Source organism: Pseudomonas sp. WS 5410, from assembly GCF_012985645.1.
Lineage (GTDB): Bacteria > Pseudomonadota > Gammaproteobacteria > Pseudomonadales > Pseudomonadaceae > Aquipseudomonas > Aquipseudomonas shahriarae.
The window spans coordinates 578158-593379 of record NZ_JAAQWS010000001.1; the positions used below are offsets into that span (position 1 = coordinate 578158).

At 60.4% G+C, this 15222-nt stretch carries 16 protein-coding genes; 4 read left to right on the forward strand and 12 right to left on the reverse strand.

Annotation, left to right across the window (positions count from 1 at the left end; translation table 11 throughout):
* Positions 1-9: 9 nt before the first annotated feature.
* Genes tssC through tssA form a run of 3 tightly spaced genes read right to left on the reverse strand, consistent with a single transcriptional unit; the run spans position 10 to position 3595 of the window.
* A complete protein-coding gene (gene tssC / locus HBO24_RS02425; RefSeq protein WP_169989800.1) occupies positions 10-1485 on the reverse strand; it encodes a type VI secretion system contractile sheath large subunit in 1476 nt (491 codons plus the stop codon).
* Positions 1486-1512: 27 nt separating this feature from the next.
* Entirely contained in the window at positions 1513-2010 is a 498-nt protein-coding gene (gene tssB, locus HBO24_RS02430) for a type VI secretion system contractile sheath small subunit (protein ID WP_128592968.1), read from the reverse strand.
* A gap of 31 nt (positions 2011-2041) precedes the next feature.
* Entirely contained in the window at positions 2042-3595 is a 1554-nt protein-coding gene (gene tssA / locus HBO24_RS02435; protein ID WP_169989798.1) for a type VI secretion system protein TssA, read from the reverse strand.
* 565 nt (positions 3596-4160) lie between these two features.
* Here tssA and HBO24_RS02440 point away from each other — a divergent pair.
* On the forward strand, positions 4161-4676 hold the full coding sequence (locus tag HBO24_RS02440) for an Hcp family type VI secretion system effector (RefSeq protein ID WP_029291189.1): 516 nt from the start codon (positions 4161-4163) through the stop codon (positions 4674-4676).
* Positions 4677-4732: 56 nt separating this feature from the next.
* On the opposite strand, the gene HBO24_RS02445 is transcribed toward HBO24_RS02440, so the two are convergent.
* Positions 4733-5554, reverse strand: a complete 822-nt coding sequence (locus HBO24_RS02445; RefSeq protein ID WP_057436903.1) for an aldo/keto reductase — start codon at positions 5552-5554, stop codon at positions 4733-4735.
* Positions 5555-5642: 88 nt separating this feature from the next.
* Positions 5643-6668: an AraC family transcriptional regulator gene (locus HBO24_RS02450; protein WP_057436906.1), complete on the reverse strand. Its 1026-nt coding sequence runs from the start codon at positions 6666-6668 to the stop codon at positions 5643-5645.
* A gap of 217 nt (positions 6669-6885) precedes the next feature.
* Here HBO24_RS02450 and HBO24_RS02455 point away from each other — a divergent pair, with 217 nt between their 5' ends.
* Entirely contained in the window at positions 6886-7830 is a 945-nt protein-coding gene (locus HBO24_RS02455; RefSeq protein ID WP_115128363.1) for a transporter, read from the forward strand.
* A gap of 78 nt (positions 7831-7908) precedes the next feature.
* Here HBO24_RS02455 and HBO24_RS02460 read toward each other — a convergent pair whose 3' ends face one another.
* From HBO24_RS02460 to HBO24_RS02480, 5 genes are all read right to left on the reverse strand, one after another.
* The gene (locus tag HBO24_RS02460; protein ID WP_170044296.1) at positions 7909-9120 is read right to left on the reverse strand and encodes a DSD1 family PLP-dependent enzyme; all 1212 of its coding nucleotides are present in this window, start codon (positions 9118-9120) and stop codon (positions 7909-7911) included.
* A gap of 68 nt (positions 9121-9188) precedes the next feature.
* Positions 9189-10517 (reverse strand): D-arabinono-1,4-lactone oxidase, encoded by a 1329-nt coding sequence (locus tag HBO24_RS02465; RefSeq protein WP_169960698.1) that lies wholly within the window; start codon positions 10515-10517, stop codon positions 9189-9191.
* A gap of 77 nt (positions 10518-10594) precedes the next feature.
* Positions 10595-10963 carry a c-type cytochrome gene (locus HBO24_RS02470; RefSeq protein WP_115128364.1) on the reverse strand — a complete coding sequence of 123 codons (369 nt, stop codon included), beginning with the start codon at positions 10961-10963 and terminating at the stop codon, positions 10595-10597.
* A 156-nt stretch (positions 10964-11119) separates the two neighbouring features.
* Positions 11120-11872, reverse strand: coding sequence for an outer membrane beta-barrel protein (locus HBO24_RS02475; protein ID WP_057436922.1), 753 nt, complete (start codon positions 11870-11872; stop codon positions 11120-11122).
* A 149-nt stretch (positions 11873-12021) separates the two neighbouring features.
* Positions 12022-12855: an arylamine N-acetyltransferase gene (locus HBO24_RS02480; protein ID WP_170059246.1), complete on the reverse strand. Its 834-nt coding sequence runs from the start codon at positions 12853-12855 to the stop codon at positions 12022-12024.
* Between the two features lie 159 nt (positions 12856-13014).
* On the opposite strand from HBO24_RS02480, the gene HBO24_RS02485 reads away from it, so the two are divergent.
* Entirely contained in the window at positions 13015-13257 is a 243-nt protein-coding gene (locus HBO24_RS02485) for a DUF6555 family protein (protein ID WP_057436926.1), read from the forward strand.
* A gap of 50 nt (positions 13258-13307) precedes the next feature.
* Here the strand turns inward: HBO24_RS02485 and HBO24_RS02490 are convergent, their stop codons facing one another.
* Positions 13308-13511 (reverse strand): DUF6021 family protein, encoded by a 204-nt coding sequence (locus tag HBO24_RS02490; protein WP_232544792.1) that lies wholly within the window; start codon positions 13509-13511, stop codon positions 13308-13310.
* A gap of 150 nt (positions 13512-13661) precedes the next feature.
* Between HBO24_RS02490 and HBO24_RS02495 the strand changes: the two genes are divergently transcribed.
* A complete protein-coding gene (locus HBO24_RS02495; protein ID WP_057959334.1) occupies positions 13662-14183 on the forward strand; it encodes a DUF3087 domain-containing protein in 522 nt (173 codons plus the stop codon).
* A 41-nt stretch (positions 14184-14224) separates the two neighbouring features.
* Here the strand turns inward: HBO24_RS02495 and HBO24_RS02500 are convergent, their stop codons facing one another.
* A complete protein-coding gene (locus HBO24_RS02500; protein ID WP_057959333.1) occupies positions 14225-15091 on the reverse strand; it encodes a Dyp-type peroxidase in 867 nt (288 codons plus the stop codon).
* Between the last annotated feature and the right edge of the window lie 131 nt (positions 15092-15222).

Sequence of the window (15222 nt, forward strand, 5' to 3'; positions counted from 1 at the left end):
GCCCCCGGCTCATTCTTTATCGAGCTTGCCAACCAGGAACAGGGTGAAATCCGCCCCCATGTATTTGAAATGCGGGCGTACGCTGAGGTTGATGCGATACCAGCCCGGCTCGCCATCGACGTCACTGACAACGACCCGTGCCGCCCGCAGCGGACGTCGCCCCCGCACCTCGGCGCTGGGGTTCTCCTGGTCGGCCACGTACTGGCGGATCCACTTGTTGAGCTCCAACTCCAGGTCGGTGCGCTCCTTCCATGAACCCAACTGCTCGCGCTGCAGCACTTTCAAATAGTGCGCCAGGCGGTTGACGATCATCATGTACGGCAGTTGGGTGCCCAGCCTGTAGTTCAACTCGGCGGCCTTGCCCTCGGCGCTGATGCCGAAGCGCTTGGGTTTCTGCACGGAACTGGCGGAAAAGAACGCCGCGTTGTCGCTGCCCTTGCGCATCGTCAGGGCAATGAAGCCCTCCTCCGCCAGCTCGTACTCACGACGGTCGGAGACCAGCACCTCGGTGGGGATCTTGGTTTCGATTTCGCCCATGCTCTGGAAGTGATGCAGCGGCAGATCTTCCACCGTGCCCCCGCTTTGCGGGCCAATGATGTTGGGGCACCAACGGAAGCGGGCGAAGCTGTCAGTCAGGCGCGTGGCAAAGGCGTAGGCCGTATTGCCCCACAGATAATGCTCATGACTGCTGACCACATGCTCGTTATAGGCGAAGGTCTTGACCGGGCAGTCCGCCGGGTCGTAGGGCGTTCGCAGGAGAAAGCGTGGCACCGTCAAGGCCACGTAACGGGCATCCTCGCTCTGGCGGAAGCTCTGCCATTTGGCAAACTGCGGCCCCTCGAAATGGTCTTTCAGATCCTTCAGGTCCGGCAGGCCGGTAAAGCTCTCCAGACCGAAGAAACCCGGCCCGGCGGCGGCAATGAACGGTGCATGAGCCATGCAGGCGACGCTGGATACGTATTGCATCAGCTTGACGTCAGGCGCGCTGGGCGACAGGAAATAGTTGGCGATAATGGCGCCGACAGGCTGACCACCAAACTGACCGTATTCGGCACTGTAGGTATGTTTGTAGAGGCCCGACTGCACAACCTCCGGCGAGTCCTCGAAATCGTCCAGCAGGTCCTGCCGCGAGACGTTGAGCAGCTCGATCTTGATGTTTTCCCGGAAGTCGGTGCGATCCACCAGCAGCTGCAAACCCCGCCAGGCCGCTTCCAGTGCCTGGAAGTCGGGATGGTGGAGGATTTCGTCCATTTGCCGGCTGAGCTTGGCGTCGATCTCGGCAATCATGCGGTCCACCAGTTGTTTCTTGACCGGCTCGCCTCGGTTTTGTGGCTTGATCAATTCCTCGATAAAGGCCGCCACACCGCGCCTGGCGATGTCGTAGGTTCCATCATCGGCCGTCAGGCGGGTCTGGGCGATGATGTCGTCGAGAATGCTGTATGCGCTATCCAGGGGGGTGGCCTGGGCGCTAGGGCTAGTGGTCATAAGGTCAGTGTCCTTTTACTGAGAAAGTCATGGGTTGGGGCTGTTCAGCCCCAGTTCGGCCAATACCCGTGCACGGGCCTGGTCATCGGCCAAGGCGCTTTCTATGGCCTTGCGAAAGCTCGGTGTATTGCCCAGGGGGCCTTTGAGCGCGACCAGCGCCTCACGTAACTCCATCAGTTTTTTCAATTGCGGAACCTGCTCGACCAGTTGGGCCGGGTTGAAGTCCCGCATGGCGTTGATGCGGACCTGGATGGGTAACTCATCGGCTTCATCGGTTTCCTGCAATCGATTGGGAACACCCAGCTGCAGACTCAAGGCTTGCTTGGCCAGCACCTCGTCGAACGTGTTTTTGTCGATACTGATGGGCTTGCGGTCTTCGACCTTGCGCGTGTCTTCGCGCTGGGTGAAGTCACCCAGGACCAGCAGCTTCAGGGGTAGCTCAACTTCTTCCTGGGCACCGCCTATGGCCGGTTTGAACGTGATGTTGATGCGTTCCTTGGGGGCGACCGAACCTTCTTTGGCCATGATGTTTCTCCTTTGCGTAATGACGGAAAACCTATTGGAGTACCGCTTCCAGATCGACCTGACACAGCTTGCGATAGACATCGTCCTTGCGCTCGCGCAGACCATGGCCCTGGGGCAATACGTCGTAACAGGCGTACAGCAGTTGCAACACCTCCAGGGTCAGGTCCGGTTCCCAGCGATGCAGGCTGCCGTGCTGCAACTCCTGCTCAAGCTGTTCAAGCTGGATCCTGGCCAACTCATGCTTGGCACCCTGGATACACAACCGAGCCAGGCCCAGGCGCCAATAAAACCGGGCACGGTCACCTCGCGCAGCCTGCATGGCGTTTTTGTAGGCCTGAACAGCGGCCTTCAGCCCCTCCTTGCGCAGCAACGGAGCGACCGTCTGCAAGGCCTCCTCCCATGGCGCCGGACCAACTCTGGCAATATTCCTGGGCGGCACCCTTGCCTGCAGGTGGTGACTGACCTGGCTGTCGATCCACCCGCGAGTGGTAGCGTCGGCAAAGGGTGTTCCATCGTGGAAGCGCAATTGAGCGACCCCCGGTAATCGTTGCAGCAACAGGGCGAACTGAATCTCTGTCTCGACCATCGCCAGTTCGGCCTGCAGCGCCTGGAGGCACTCCCAGAGCATGCGCACGCCGTCAAACCAGAAAGGCGCGCCCGCCAGGCTGGCCTCAAGCTCCAGCAACAGGTCGGCGTAATGCCCTTGGGCAAAGCGCTCCTGGTAGCGCTTGAGTTTGTCGGGCAGCAACCCACGCAACGGCGTTATCTGTTCGCTGTTGCTGTCGGGAAGACCAGTGATACCCAGCCAGCCTAGCGTCCGGTTCAGGCGCAAGGCCCGCAGGTCAGTGGCGTTCTGGCGCAGCCACCAGGTACACAGCGGTCGAGCGCCGTCCTGCAGCGTACGCAGGAGCCTGTGAACGTCTTTTTCGTTGTTCACCACCGGCTCAGGCGCCAGCAGTTGGGTTGCGACCTGCTTGACCTGGGCAACCACCCCGCTCACCCCGGATGGCGGCGGATCGTTCTCCTGGGCCTGTTGCAGCTTGTCCGCCAGTTGCCTGCGCGCAGCCAGTAGCAACGGCGCATCGTCCCCCAGGTGCCTGACCCACAACTGGTCAAGGTCGGACAATTGCTCGGCCAGGCACTGGAACAGGGAACGCTGGTGCTTGAGCGAAAAACTCTGGGCCAACACCGGTTCAATGCGCTGTACCAACCAGCCAAAGGCCGCAATGCGGGTACGCTGCTTGAGGGGGTGAACCGTCGCCCAATGGTGCTCACACAGGTCGCGCAACAGGCCGAGCCCGGCGAGCAGGCCGGAAAAGGACTCGCGTTGATACAGAGCCCATGTCAACCAGGCAACCACCCGCAAATCCTTGGATTCGTGACGCAACAAGGCTTCACTTTGGTCCACCACGGACTGCCAGTCCGGCTGGCTGTTGCCATGGATCGAGCGGGCTTTTTCCAGCTCACTTTCCAGCGCTTCGTATCCCGCCGAAAAACGCATATCCTCCCCTGCAAAACAGTCAACCGAAATCGGCGACCGGGCAAGTTTCAAGTAATAAGCAGATAGCTTGTCTGAATAAACCATGATGGGCCGCAGTGTGCTGATCAATGCTCAATTAAAGTAAGGCAAGCATCTATATAAACGCCAACACCTCACTTACTGAATTCCGTTTCCGTGTAGCGACAAGTACGAACCATAGCCAGCTGTATTTTATTGGGCAAGTCAGCCAGGCGCACTTAAGGAGATTCCTACAAAATCAAAGCGGCCCGCAATTTTGTAACTAAGCGTGCTCAACGACCCTCTTCCCACCCAATAAAACAGCCAATTTTATTGGGCGATATACCTGCCAGCACCCTTGCGCAAAAAGCTGCGCACACTTTCCAAGCAAGCTGCATTAAAACTATATATTCACCTATCAACACTGCGACGTACGCTGACCAGGCAATTAACTGCGCACTACTGCGCAAACAAACTCAACTTTAAAGACTAAAACCCTTCTAACTCGGCGCCTATTAAGTCTCCACCACGAACAAGCGCCCTTATTTTATTAGGCCGACTGAAATCCGGCACACTTCTTGTTAGTAAGCAGCGCCCATCCGGCAACGGCGCCCCTCGGCGCAAACTTATCTGTCAGGCAAGGAAACCCATCATGCCAACACCCGCATACCTCTCGATCACCGGCACCAAGCAAGGTTTGATCACGGCAGGCACGTTCACCCAGGATTCGGTAGGCAACATCTATCAGGAAGGCCACGAGGATCAGATCCTGGTCGAGGCATTCCAGCATCAGGTCATCATTCCCCGCGACCCGCAATCGGGCCAGCCCACCGGCCAGCGTGTCCATAAGCCGCTGATGATCAGCAAGGTATTCGATAAATCTTCGCCGCTGCTGTTCAGCGCGCTGACGTCCGGGGAAATGGTCAAGTGCCGCCTTGAGTGGTATCGCACATCATCCGCCGGTACCCAGGAGCACTACTTCACCATCGAGCTGGAGGACGCGATCATCGTCGACATCCAGTCACGGATGCCCAACTGCCAGGATCCGGGAAATGCGCATTTCACCCACCTGGAAGATGTGCACTTTACCTACCGCAAAATCGTCTGGACCCATGAGGTTTCGGGCACTTCAGGCTCTGACGACTGGCGCAGCCCGGTGGCCGGCTGAAGCCCGACCCGGCGGCAACGGCGTCGCAAGCTGCGATGCCGTAGCAGTCGGGTGTGTCACACCATCGCCAACGGATGCTTGCGGATTGGCGCGCCGAATACCCGGTCGATGGCATCCAGGTCATGCTCGTCAAGAACCAGCCTGGCCGCCGCCGCGTTGAGGCGCACGTGTTCGGGGCTCACGGCTTTGGGGATGGCGATAACGCGGTCCTGCCGCAGTACCCATGCCAGGGCCACTTGAGCCGGTGTGGCCTCGTGTCGACGGGCAATCTGCTTGAGGGTGGGGCTGCTCAGTAGGTCTCCTCCCTGGGCGATCGGGCAGTACGCCATCAACGGCAGGTTGTGTTGTTGCCACCAGGGCAGCAGGTCGAACTCAATGCCGCGCTGCTCGATGTTGTAGAGCACCTGATTGGTGGCGCAGGCGGGTGATGCCAGCTCCTGAAGATCCGATACGTCGAAGTTGGACACGCCCCAGCGCCCGATCTTGCCGGCATCACGCAGCCGCTCAAAGGCGTCAACCGTTTCTGCAAGAGGGTATTGCCCGCGCCAGTGCAGCAGATACAAGTCGATGTGATCGGTGCCCAGGCGCTTGAGGCTGGCTTCGCAGGCCCGTGGGACCCCGGTTTTACTGGCGTTGTGCGGGTAGACCTTGCTGACCAGGAACACCTGGTCCCGGCGCCCCTGGATCGCCTCCCCGACCACTTCTTCCGCACCGCCTTCGCCGTACATCTCGGCGGTGTCGATCAGGGTCATGCCCTCGTCGATACCCAATTGCAGGGCAGCGACTTCCGCTGTTCGCCGTGCAGAATCTTCCCCCATACGCCAAGTGCCTTGGCCGATGACCGGAACCGGGGTACCCGCCAGATCAATGGTGCGCATGCCAACCTCCAGATAAGTGTGCGTTGCCATCATGTGGCACTGCCCGCGCCACAGGGTTCAATGCAAATCCACGGCCACGCGCCGGTCCTCAGCCCACGCTGCGAAACGCACTGGGACTGAGCCCCGTCCAGCGCTTGAACGCCCGGCGAAAGCTGCGTACGTCACTGTAGCCGACCTCTTGGGTAATACGCTCGATGGACAGCCCGGGGTTGCCCAGCAAACCCATGGTCCGGGCACGACGCACCTGTTCCAGCAAGGCTTCGAACGTCAGCCCGTGGTCGGTCAGGCGCCGACGCAGGGTGCGCCCGCTCATGTTCAGGTCACTGGCGACCTTCTCCAATTGACTGCCCTGCAAGTCGCGGGAAATAGCGCGCTCCACCGCCTGGATCAGGTCCATTTTGCGGTGCAGCTGGGCACTTTCCAGTTCCAGCAGGCCAAGGGCCTGGCGCAATGCCAGGGCATGGTGATTGGGCAATTGCACGTCGAGCCAGCGGGCCTCAAGCACCATGCGGTTGTGCAGGCAGCCAAAACGCACATCATCACCGAACAAGCGCTGGTACTCGGCGGCATACACCGGCGGCGCATGCATGAACTCCATGCGCAACGGCTTGAATTCGCTGCCCACCAGGGTCCGACCGTAGACCATGAGGCTGGCAAAGAACTCTTCGGCGGCAAAAACCTGGACGTCGGCATAGGGCAGCAGGCATTCGACCTCGACCATGACCTCCAGCGCGCCTTCAAGGGTGCGCGAGGTGGCGATGCCGCCGGAGGTGTGCTGGTGCCGTTCGCCCACGGCAAAGGCATCGCGCAGGGTCTTGCACAACGAAATGACATGCCCCAGCAAACCCAGGGTGCCCAGCACATTCTGATTGCCGACACACAGGCCCAGACCCTGCTCAGGCATGACCTTGAGGGCCCGCTGGATCATCGCCACGGCCTGGCGGTAGGAAATGCGCAGCGCCGGGTCGTCCAGGTCCGCCAGGGTGAACCCCAGGCCACGGCAAAGATGCTCGGCATTGGCGCCCTTTTTCGCCACAACCTGCCCCAGGGTTTGCAGGAGAAAGGGCGAGACCAGGGCCAATTCGTAATGTGGATCAACGGTTTTGCTGTGCATGGATCTGCGATTCCCGACTGTATGCCCGGTTATTGTTTTAGAAACATCCTGACAATCATAGGTGCTTGCAAGGCTCGCCGCACTCTGAATGAACGCTGTCCGGCAAAGCCCCCTTATGTGGCCGCCAATACCCTGCCCACTAGGGCGCCAAGGGCTTATTTGTATGGGCCAGGCCCCGGTGAGGGCCGACCTTCCAACAATAATAATGAGCCCTGACATGAATCCGACCCGTGCGCTTGCCCCCCTGCCCTTTGCCCTGGCGCTTATCAGCATCAGCCTGCCGACCCTGGCCACCGAGGGCGGCGTAGACAATATCGGCCCTGGTACCGACGGCTTTTACATCCTGCCCCTGGATGTCGATCACCTGCCGGACCACATGTTCGCTTTCAACCTTTACTACAACCACTATGAAGCGACGAAACTGGACATCAGTTCCCTGGGGGGCAAAGTGCCGCAGGTGAAGATCCGCTCGGACGCGATCATCCCGCGCCTGGATTACCTGAGCCCGTTGCGGGTGTTTGGCGGGCGGTTGGGCGGCTACATCGCGCAGCCTTACCTCAAGCAACAAGTGGCGCTGTTCGGCATGTCTGACCAGCGCGAAAGCATGGGTGACACCACCATCGCGCCGATAATCCTGTGGGACCTGGGCAAAAACCTGACCCTGGGTGCCGCCGTGGAAATCACCGTGCCTACCGGTGAGTACGATGCTTCCCGCCTGGCCAATACCAGCAACAACTTCTACACCTACAAGCCCCTGGTGTCGGTGACATGGCTGCCTGACGAGCGCACTGAGCTGTCGATCAAGACCACCTACAGTTTCAACAAGGAAAACCACGCCACGGACTACCGTTCCGGGCAGATTTTCCACTTCGACTACTCGGCCAGCTACAAGGTGACCGACAACCTGAGCCTGGGTATCAATGGCTACTATCTCAAGCAGACGACTGACGATAAGCAGTACGGGCGCACTGTCACCAATATCTACGGCGAAGATGTCGACGATGGGGTGCGGGGCCAGGTGTTTGCGGTGGGGCCGGCGGTGTACTTCACCTTTCTCAAGTACGCCAGTGCGGAGATTCGTTGGGCCAAGGAGTTTGATGTAGAGAACCGGCCGGAAGGCGATATGTTGTGGGCCAAGCTGACGATTCCGTTTGCGTTGTAGGATCCGCCTGAAGCGAGGGGGCTTGCCACAACAAGCCCCCCTTGCCACAGGCCAGTTCCTGCGCAGGAGTGCGTCATTTCAACCGCTGTAAACCGGCCAACTGTCGACAATTTTACCGCCGCGCACCGCCAGCAGATCGCCAAACTGCAAGAGCACCGATTCAGTCTGGGTCGGGCGCATGAACACCTGATCGTCGATGTTCAAGCCAACCCCCGGCGAGCCATTGACCATCTCCTGATTGGAGCTGCGGCCATACAAGCCATTACTTTGCAGCCCCGAGGGCGACTCGAACTCGGCCATCCAGTTGCCACCATAGATAAAAAACGTCGCGCGCTGGTTGCGATCCCACCAGGACAACAACCGGGATTTATCATCCAGCGCCGGGATGTTGACCGCGCCGGTGCTTTTGAGCACTGGCGTGGCAATGTAGGCCGCCGGGACGTGCTCGCTGAGGGATGGCAAATCATAGTGCGTTGGCTTGAGCATGGCGGTGCCCACGGAAACTTCACTGCTCAGTTGCTCCTGCTCATGCATCCCATAGCTGGGGCTGCCAGCGGTGTTGAGCGTCAGGCCGGCATGCCACAGCCCTGCAAACTGCTGGCGGGTGAAGTCGACAAAGCCGTTGTAGCGCTGCATGACCTTGTCGAACAACGTCTGGGGCGAGCCAAGGATGCCCGGCACGCCCATGCCGACAAACGGGTCATAGCCCATGAAGCCGGCAAATTCCAGGTGCCTGGGGTGTGCACTGATCAACCCCAGCATCTGCCCCAGCACCGTGTTATCGCTGATACCGCCGCGGTGCAGGCCCACATCCAGTTCGATATTGATCCGCAGCCGTGTGCCCAGGCCCTGGGCCAGCGCCAGGTATTGTTGCAGGCGCTGTGGCGTATCCAGCAGCCACTGCAATTGCCGGGCGGGGTCGAAGGGCCCCTGATGGCCTTGATAGAACAGCTCGGCAGAACGCACCGGCAACGGCTTGCCCAGCAGGATATCGGCGTCGGGAAACACCTGGGCGTCATGGTTGAGAAAGGGTTGGTGAAACGACATCAGGCGCTGGGTGCCGGCGCGCTTGGCAATGTAGGCCAACAGGCCCGGCGCAGGCAGGGATTTTTCCACCAGCCGTAGGTGTTTACCTCCGCGCTGCACCGACTGCATGACGATGTCGATATTGTGATCCAGGCGATCCAGGTCAATCAGCAGCACCGGACGCATCGGCCCATGGGCTTTGAGCTGCTGGTTCAACTGGCGAAAATATTCGCTGTAGGGCGAGCCCCGGTCAGCCGGACGCAGCAGCGCCGCGCCCGCCACCAGCAACGCACCGGCGCCGAGGGTGCCGACCATGAAGTGTCTGCGGTTCATCAGGCTACTCCCAGGATTGATGACAGGTGTGCATTAAGGAATTTGCCGCCGGGGTCCAGGGCCTGGCGCACCCGCGCGAACTCGTTCCAACGCGGATACAGGGCCTGCAGGGCGCGGGCATTGAGGGTATGCAATTTGCCCCAGTGCGGCCGGCCGGCGTATTTCCAGAAGATGGGCTCGATCGCGGCAAAAAAGTTGTGATGGTCCATGGTGTAGTGCTGGTGCACCGAGATCGAACAGCTGTCGCGGCCTTCAAACATGCTCAAGGGAATATCGTCAGCCTTGACGTAGCGGTACTCGATGGGAAACCAGGTGCGCAGGTCTTTTTCGCGGATCAGCTTGAGGATTTCCCGCAGGCAGGCCGGACCGTGTTCGGCGGGCACCGAATACTCCATCTCGTTGAACCGCACATTGCGCACGTTGGCGTAGACCTCGAACGATTCAGCCACACGGTCCTGGAAACTGGCGAAATAGCGCAGGCTGTTCAGCAGCGTGCGGCGGGTTGCGGGGAAGTCGCTGGCATATTTGTCGAGGTTCTCGATAATCGACACAAACTCATTGCCGCCCGCCTCTGCCGGGTCGATTGGCGGGGTTGGCGCGTCGGTGGTTTCGTTGAGGGCGATGGACAGCGCGTAGTCGGAATGTGTCACCACCAGCATCTCCCAATGCTGGTTCTCGCGGGTGTTGTTCGCCACATCCTCCAACAGCTCTTCGGTCGGCGCTATCCATTGGCGCTCACGCAGACGGTAAGGGGTGCGGTTTTGCATGCGCACGCGGGTGGTCACGCCGAGCGCGCCCAGCGACACCCGTGCGGCGTTGAACAACTCGCGCTCACGCCCGGCGTCGCAGTCCAGCACCTCGCCGTCGGCCGTCACCAGTTGCAGGCCGGTGACACCGGCTGAGTACGAGGTAAACCCAACCCCGGTGCCATGGGTCGAGGTGGAAATGGCGCCGGCCAGGGTCTGATAGTCGATGTCCGCCATGTTCGGCAGGGCCTGGCCGACAGCCTTGAGCGCCGGCCCCATGCGTGACATGGGCGTGCCGGCGGCGAAGGTGGCTTGCAGACTGCTGGCATCGTGCTCGAGCAAGCCATTGAAAAAACTCAGTGACAGTAATGTGCCATCTGTCGGTACCAGGGCACTGAATGAATGGCCCGAGCCCACCGGGCGGATCTTGCCCGGTGCCTGGCGAATGATCTGCACCAACTCCCCCAGGTCCTTGGGCGCCAGCCGCTCAAGGGGCAGGCAGCTTTGAGCGCCCGACCAATTGCGCCAGGGGATCAAGCGCGGCGCCCGGGCCAATTGGGCCAGCGCCGGGTTACTGCTGATTGCCAGAAATGCGCCGGCCACCGCCGAGCGCTGCAACAGTTGCCTGCGTGAAAGCACCATTACCTACCCCATTGTTGTTATTGGATATGAACACCGGCCATAAAACTGATCAGCCCCAGGAACTGGTCCTCGGAACACTGCATGCACAGGCCCATCGGCGGCATGCCGTTGTAGCCGTTGAGGGTGTGGTCCAGCAGGGTGTCCGCGCCCAGGGCAACACGCGGGCTCCAGGCCTGGCTGTCGCCGGTCAACGGCGCGCCGGAGGCAGGGTTGGCGTGACACAGTTTGCAACTGGTGTCGTAGAGCTGGGCCAGCGCCGGGTCGGCAGGCATGGCGTTGCTTGCCGTGGCAGGCTGCGGGGGATGTTGCGGTTTGTCGTCACAGGCGGCCAGCAGGCCAAGCAAGGCCAGCAGCAAACCCATGCGGCGGGAGGTCGTAGACCACATAGCCAGCCTCTCTTTTTTAGTATGAACAGCTGGGTTCACACTAAGTCAGGGACGGCGCGGCGTTGAGGGTATTGGGGGACACAAAGGGGGGCTTGGGCGGACAGGGTCGGGCGACCGGCGCTCCATTACAGAACGCCGGCGCCCGCAATAGCCGGCTTAGAAAGCCAGACCGACCTTGAAGCCGTACTCATCGCGCTTGAGCTTGGTGTTATCGGCCACTTCGGAGTCCGCGTCGAGCTTGTACTCGGTACGGGTGTAGTACAGGCCCGCCATCACCGGCAGGTCGCCGTTCTGGTTCATCAGCAAGCTGACTTCGGCGTAGGGATTGGTGCGGTCCTTGAGGTCCACGGTGTCGCTGCCAATGCCGTCAACCTTGAGCTTGGCGCGGCCGTCAATGGTATGGCGGGCGCCCACTTCGACGCGCATGGTCATGCTGTCGAACTGATGGTTGTAACCCACCGCCGCCTTGGCAAACGGCGACTTGTTGGTGAGTTTCATGTCGTAGTCGCCAGAGTCCGGCTCATAACGGGTCCAGCTGTAGCCACCGCCGACCAGCACGTCGACAAAGTTGCGCGCATCCAGCGCGGCGCGCCAGCCCAGGTCGAGGTCGGCCTGGCCCTCCTTGAGTTTGTTGTCGCTTTTCTTGCCAAACTTGGCGTCCACGCCGGCCTGATAGATAAAGCCGGATTCGGCAGTCAGCTTGTTGCCAAAGTTATAGAACAGGCCGGCTTCCGGCATATGGTCCTTGTCGCTTTCGCTACCGCCTTCAAGCTTGAAGTCGTTGTAGCTGCCGAGGATACCGAAGGTGGAAATCGGATCGGTGGACGGCGCAGCGAATACCATCGCCGGTGCGGCAACCAAGGCCAGGACCGAGGAGTTCTTGAGGATTTTTCCGAATAGTTTGGACATCGTTTTACATCTCCTTTTTTAGGTGGGCAAATTATTCAAGAAACGGTTCGAACCCCCTGTTTTGCAAAAGGTTCGATTTAATTTGCCTTGGAGTTGGAGGTAAAACGCTTCAGCGAAGGCTCTGGATCAGGCCTTCCAGAGTAGGCCTATCAGCTATCGGCCAATAGTTGCGCCAGTCGCGGGCGTAGCTGTGGGTGCTTGGGCACGCGTAAACCAAACGCTTCACGCAGCAGTTCCAGCAATTGGTCGACGTCGGTGATCGAGCGTTTTTCGCTGTCACCGCCCACGTGATGAACGGCGTAGTTGCCGTTGTTTAACGTACGCCGCAGGCCGGGCCCGATCAGCGCCACTTTCAACTGTTTGATGAACGGCGAATCGGGGTGGGTCGAGACATACCAGTTGCCCAGTTCATAGTCGAAGTGCGACTGCGGCTGCAGGTCGAACACGTACAGCCCTCGCCATTCCTCGCCAACCTGGGCCCACAGGGTGTAGCTGCCGTCCTTCAAGGTCAGGCGATAGGGTTCATGGGCCGTGGCCTGTGGCGCCAGATTGTCCAGCTGCAACGGGCTGCTTGGCACCATGCCACCAAACGCGACATCGCTGATGTAGCGCACACCCGCCAGGGTCACCAGGCTCAGGCGATGGGTACGCGGGGTGTGGGCATCAGGCGGCCCGCCTATGACTACTCGACCGGTGATGCCCCGAGCATCGAAGCCCAGCTCTTGCAACAAGGCCAGGAACATCTGGTTCAGTTCGTAGCAATAACCTCCCCGCCCGTCGAACAGGACTTTTTGCTCGATGCTGGCCAGATCAAGGGGCACTGGCAGTTGCGCCAACACCGAGAGGTTTTCGAAGGCGAAGGTATAGACATGGCGCAATTGCAACTGCGCCAGGGTTTCCAATGTGGGTGCTGGCGGGCTGTCATACCCCAGGCGTTGCAGGTACAGGCGGCTGTGGGTCAGGTTCGGTGAATCCTGGGACATGGCGCGATCCTTGGGCGCGGGCGAAGGTTTCACTAATACCCGTAACCGTTGCCGCTGCCAATACTGATCTGTGGCAATAGATCGTAGGAATGGGGCGCAAACTTTCTGAACCTTTCTGAACCTAATTGCATCAACTCCATATCAAAACAGGGAGGCAATATGGGCACGGCAACGATCTACACCATCCAATACAGGCTGCATGGCGAGCCCAAGTCTTTTGTAGTGCGTGCGGAGGTGATGAATAACGCCGAGGCATGGCATTGGGCCAGCTGTGACGCCGGGGTGGCCCACGTGGGGCGCATTGGCCGTCCTGGCCACGAGCGCACCAAGAAGACCACGCGGCCATGGGCGGAGAAATACGGCATCACCGACGTCACCTGGATCGCCCCCAAGCGCCTGTAGGGGCTGCGGCAGGAGCTGGTTTGCCAGCTCCTGCACTGATGGGCGTGAAGTTATGGTTTCAGATCGCCCAAGGGATCATAAGCCGGCTGCTTGCCGGCTTTGTGCTTCTTGTCCAACGGCGCAATGGCCGGGCCGACCGGGTCGACCTGCGGGTCGGCCACATCCGGTGAGTCTGGGTCAAACCCCAAATCGTGCTGATCACTGGCGTGTTCCGACGAATGCGGGCCATCGGGCTTGTTCGATTGTTCAGTCACAGTCATCTCCTTCGCTTTGCTGACGATGCATACATGCGTTAGAGAAAACCCCGGCTGCCATCGTTCAACTTTCTCACGCCCACCCACAAACCATGAGAAGATGCCGCGCCGCGCAATACCCCTACTTAGTTCATGGAGACTGCATCCCGCATGTTTGAGATCAAACCTGTCGATCCGCAAACCTATCGCCAGCAGACCCGCCGCAGCACGCTGATTGTCGCGGTGATCTTCATCGCCCTGGCCATGCTGCTGTCGAGCCTGGCCGTGATGCTGTTTGGCGAGCCCGGCGGCGACAACTTTCGTTTCAATATCGGGGGAGTGGCGGCCGGCGTAGTGCTGACTATCGCCCTCGTACGCGGTCCGCTCTGGTCACAGGCCTGGCTGGCGCCGGCGATCTATGGCTGGCAGCTCAAGCGCAGCCTGATGCGGGTGACCAATGTGATGCACAAGGTGACCGAGCGGGTCCAGGCCAACGACCCGACGGCGATGAAGCTGCTGCGGTTCTATCACCTGGGGCTGACGCAGATGCATGAACTGGACGCCAATTCCAGCGCCCAGGCGCAACTGGTCGGAGAGATCGAGAAACATAAGGCGCAGATGAAGGCGCTGGGAATCAAGGCTGAACAAACGCGCCTGGATCCAGCGTGGCTGGAAGCCATGCGCGGCGCCTGACCTCATAGGAGCCCGTTTGTGGGCTCCTACAAGCGTTTGGCTCAGGCCGCGAAGATCGCGCCCAGGTCCAGACGCCCATCCTTGAGCGGCGGGCACCAGTAGTAGCCACCAGTCAACGGTGTGCTGATGCGGTACAGGCCATCGACAATCCCGTCTTCCAGGCCGCTCATGCGGCGCAACTGAGCTTCAAAGGCGTCAAAGGAGTGGCCGAACGCGAGGAACATCAACCCGGCCTGGCCATTTTCGGCCCAGGGCATGGAACGGCGCACCACAAAGGCTTCGGGGGTGAAGCTCTCCTGGGCGGTGCGCTTGACGTGGGCGGACTCGGGGGCGTCGTCCAGCTCTTCGTTATCGCCATGGCGACGCCCGATGATGTGGTCGCGCTCCTGGGCCGGCAAGGCGGCGAAACCGTCCAGGTCGTGTTGCCATTGCTGGATTGCGGCAAAGCTGGCGCCACTGCCGGCAACGGCGGCTTCGACGGCCGCGTCGTCATGGGGGTTTTCGGTGCCGTCTTCGTAGTCGGTCAGGTCAAAGCCGGTCTTATAGCGGAAACCTTCAGTCATCTGCACCAGGCGAAAGCCCGGCGCCAGGGCTTTTTCAAAGGCCCGGCTGCGCAACAGCAACTCACCACGGTCTTCGCCATGCAACCAGCACCACAGCGCCTGTTGGGTGGACGGGTTGTGGGCACCCGGCGCCGAGATGGGCGCAAAACTGCGCAGCCCTTCGATGTGCGCGCCCAGTGCCTTGACCAGCGGCTCACCCAAACCCACCACCACTGCCGAGTCGACCAACTGCACCAGCGCGTCGAGCGCTGCCGGCACGGCGTCGATGGACTCGATGGCGAAAAACAGATGGCGTGCCTGCAACGGCACCGGTGCGGCAAGAATGCCCGGCTGGTACTGACTCATATGAACTCCTTCAAGAAAGCCGCGTAGTTTACCCGCCGCGCCCCAGTGTGCGTAGGGAAATGCGTGTAAGCCTTGCAACAGAGCCCTCCGATGGGGGAATCTCTGACTCAAGCTGTGCAACCACTCCAGGG

What these genes read in the sequence shown, in the direction of transcription:
- tssC (WP_169989800.1), bottom strand. Translation starts at nt 1,485, where the DNA reads ATGACCACTAGCCCTAGCGCCCAGGCCACCCCCCTGGATAGCGCATAC.
- tssB (WP_128592968.1), bottom strand. Translation starts at nt 2,010, where the DNA reads ATGGCCAAAGAAGGTTCGGTCGCCCCCAAGGAACGCATCAACATCACG.
- tssA (WP_169989798.1), bottom strand. Translation starts at nt 3,595, where the DNA reads ATGGTTTATTCAGACAAGCTATCTGCTTATTACTTGAAACTTGCCCGG.
- HBO24_RS02440 (WP_029291189.1), top strand. Translation starts at nt 4,161, where the DNA reads ATGCCAACACCCGCATACCTCTCGATCACCGGCACCAAGCAAGGTTTG.
- HBO24_RS02445 (WP_057436903.1), bottom strand. Translation starts at nt 5,554, where the DNA reads ATGCGCACCATTGATCTGGCGGGTACCCCGGTTCCGGTCATCGGCCAA.
- HBO24_RS02450 (WP_057436906.1), bottom strand. Translation starts at nt 6,668, where the DNA reads ATGCACAGCAAAACCGTTGATCCACATTACGAATTGGCCCTGGTCTCG.
- HBO24_RS02455 (WP_115128363.1), top strand. Translation starts at nt 6,886, where the DNA reads ATGAATCCGACCCGTGCGCTTGCCCCCCTGCCCTTTGCCCTGGCGCTT.
- HBO24_RS02470 (WP_115128364.1), bottom strand. Translation starts at nt 10,963, where the DNA reads ATGTGGTCTACGACCTCCCGCCGCATGGGTTTGCTGCTGGCCTTGCTT.
- HBO24_RS02475 (WP_057436922.1), bottom strand. Translation starts at nt 11,872, where the DNA reads ATGTCCAAACTATTCGGAAAAATCCTCAAGAACTCCTCGGTCCTGGCC.
- HBO24_RS02480 (WP_170059246.1), bottom strand. Translation starts at nt 12,855, where the DNA reads ATGTCCCAGGATTCACCGAACCTGACCCACAGCCGCCTGTACCTGCAA.
- HBO24_RS02485 (WP_057436926.1), top strand. Translation starts at nt 13,015, where the DNA reads ATGGGCACGGCAACGATCTACACCATCCAATACAGGCTGCATGGCGAG.
- HBO24_RS02495 (WP_057959334.1), top strand. Translation starts at nt 13,662, where the DNA reads ATGTTTGAGATCAAACCTGTCGATCCGCAAACCTATCGCCAGCAGACC.
- HBO24_RS02500 (WP_057959333.1), bottom strand. Translation starts at nt 15,091, where the DNA reads ATGAGTCAGTACCAGCCGGGCATTCTTGCCGCACCGGTGCCGTTGCAG.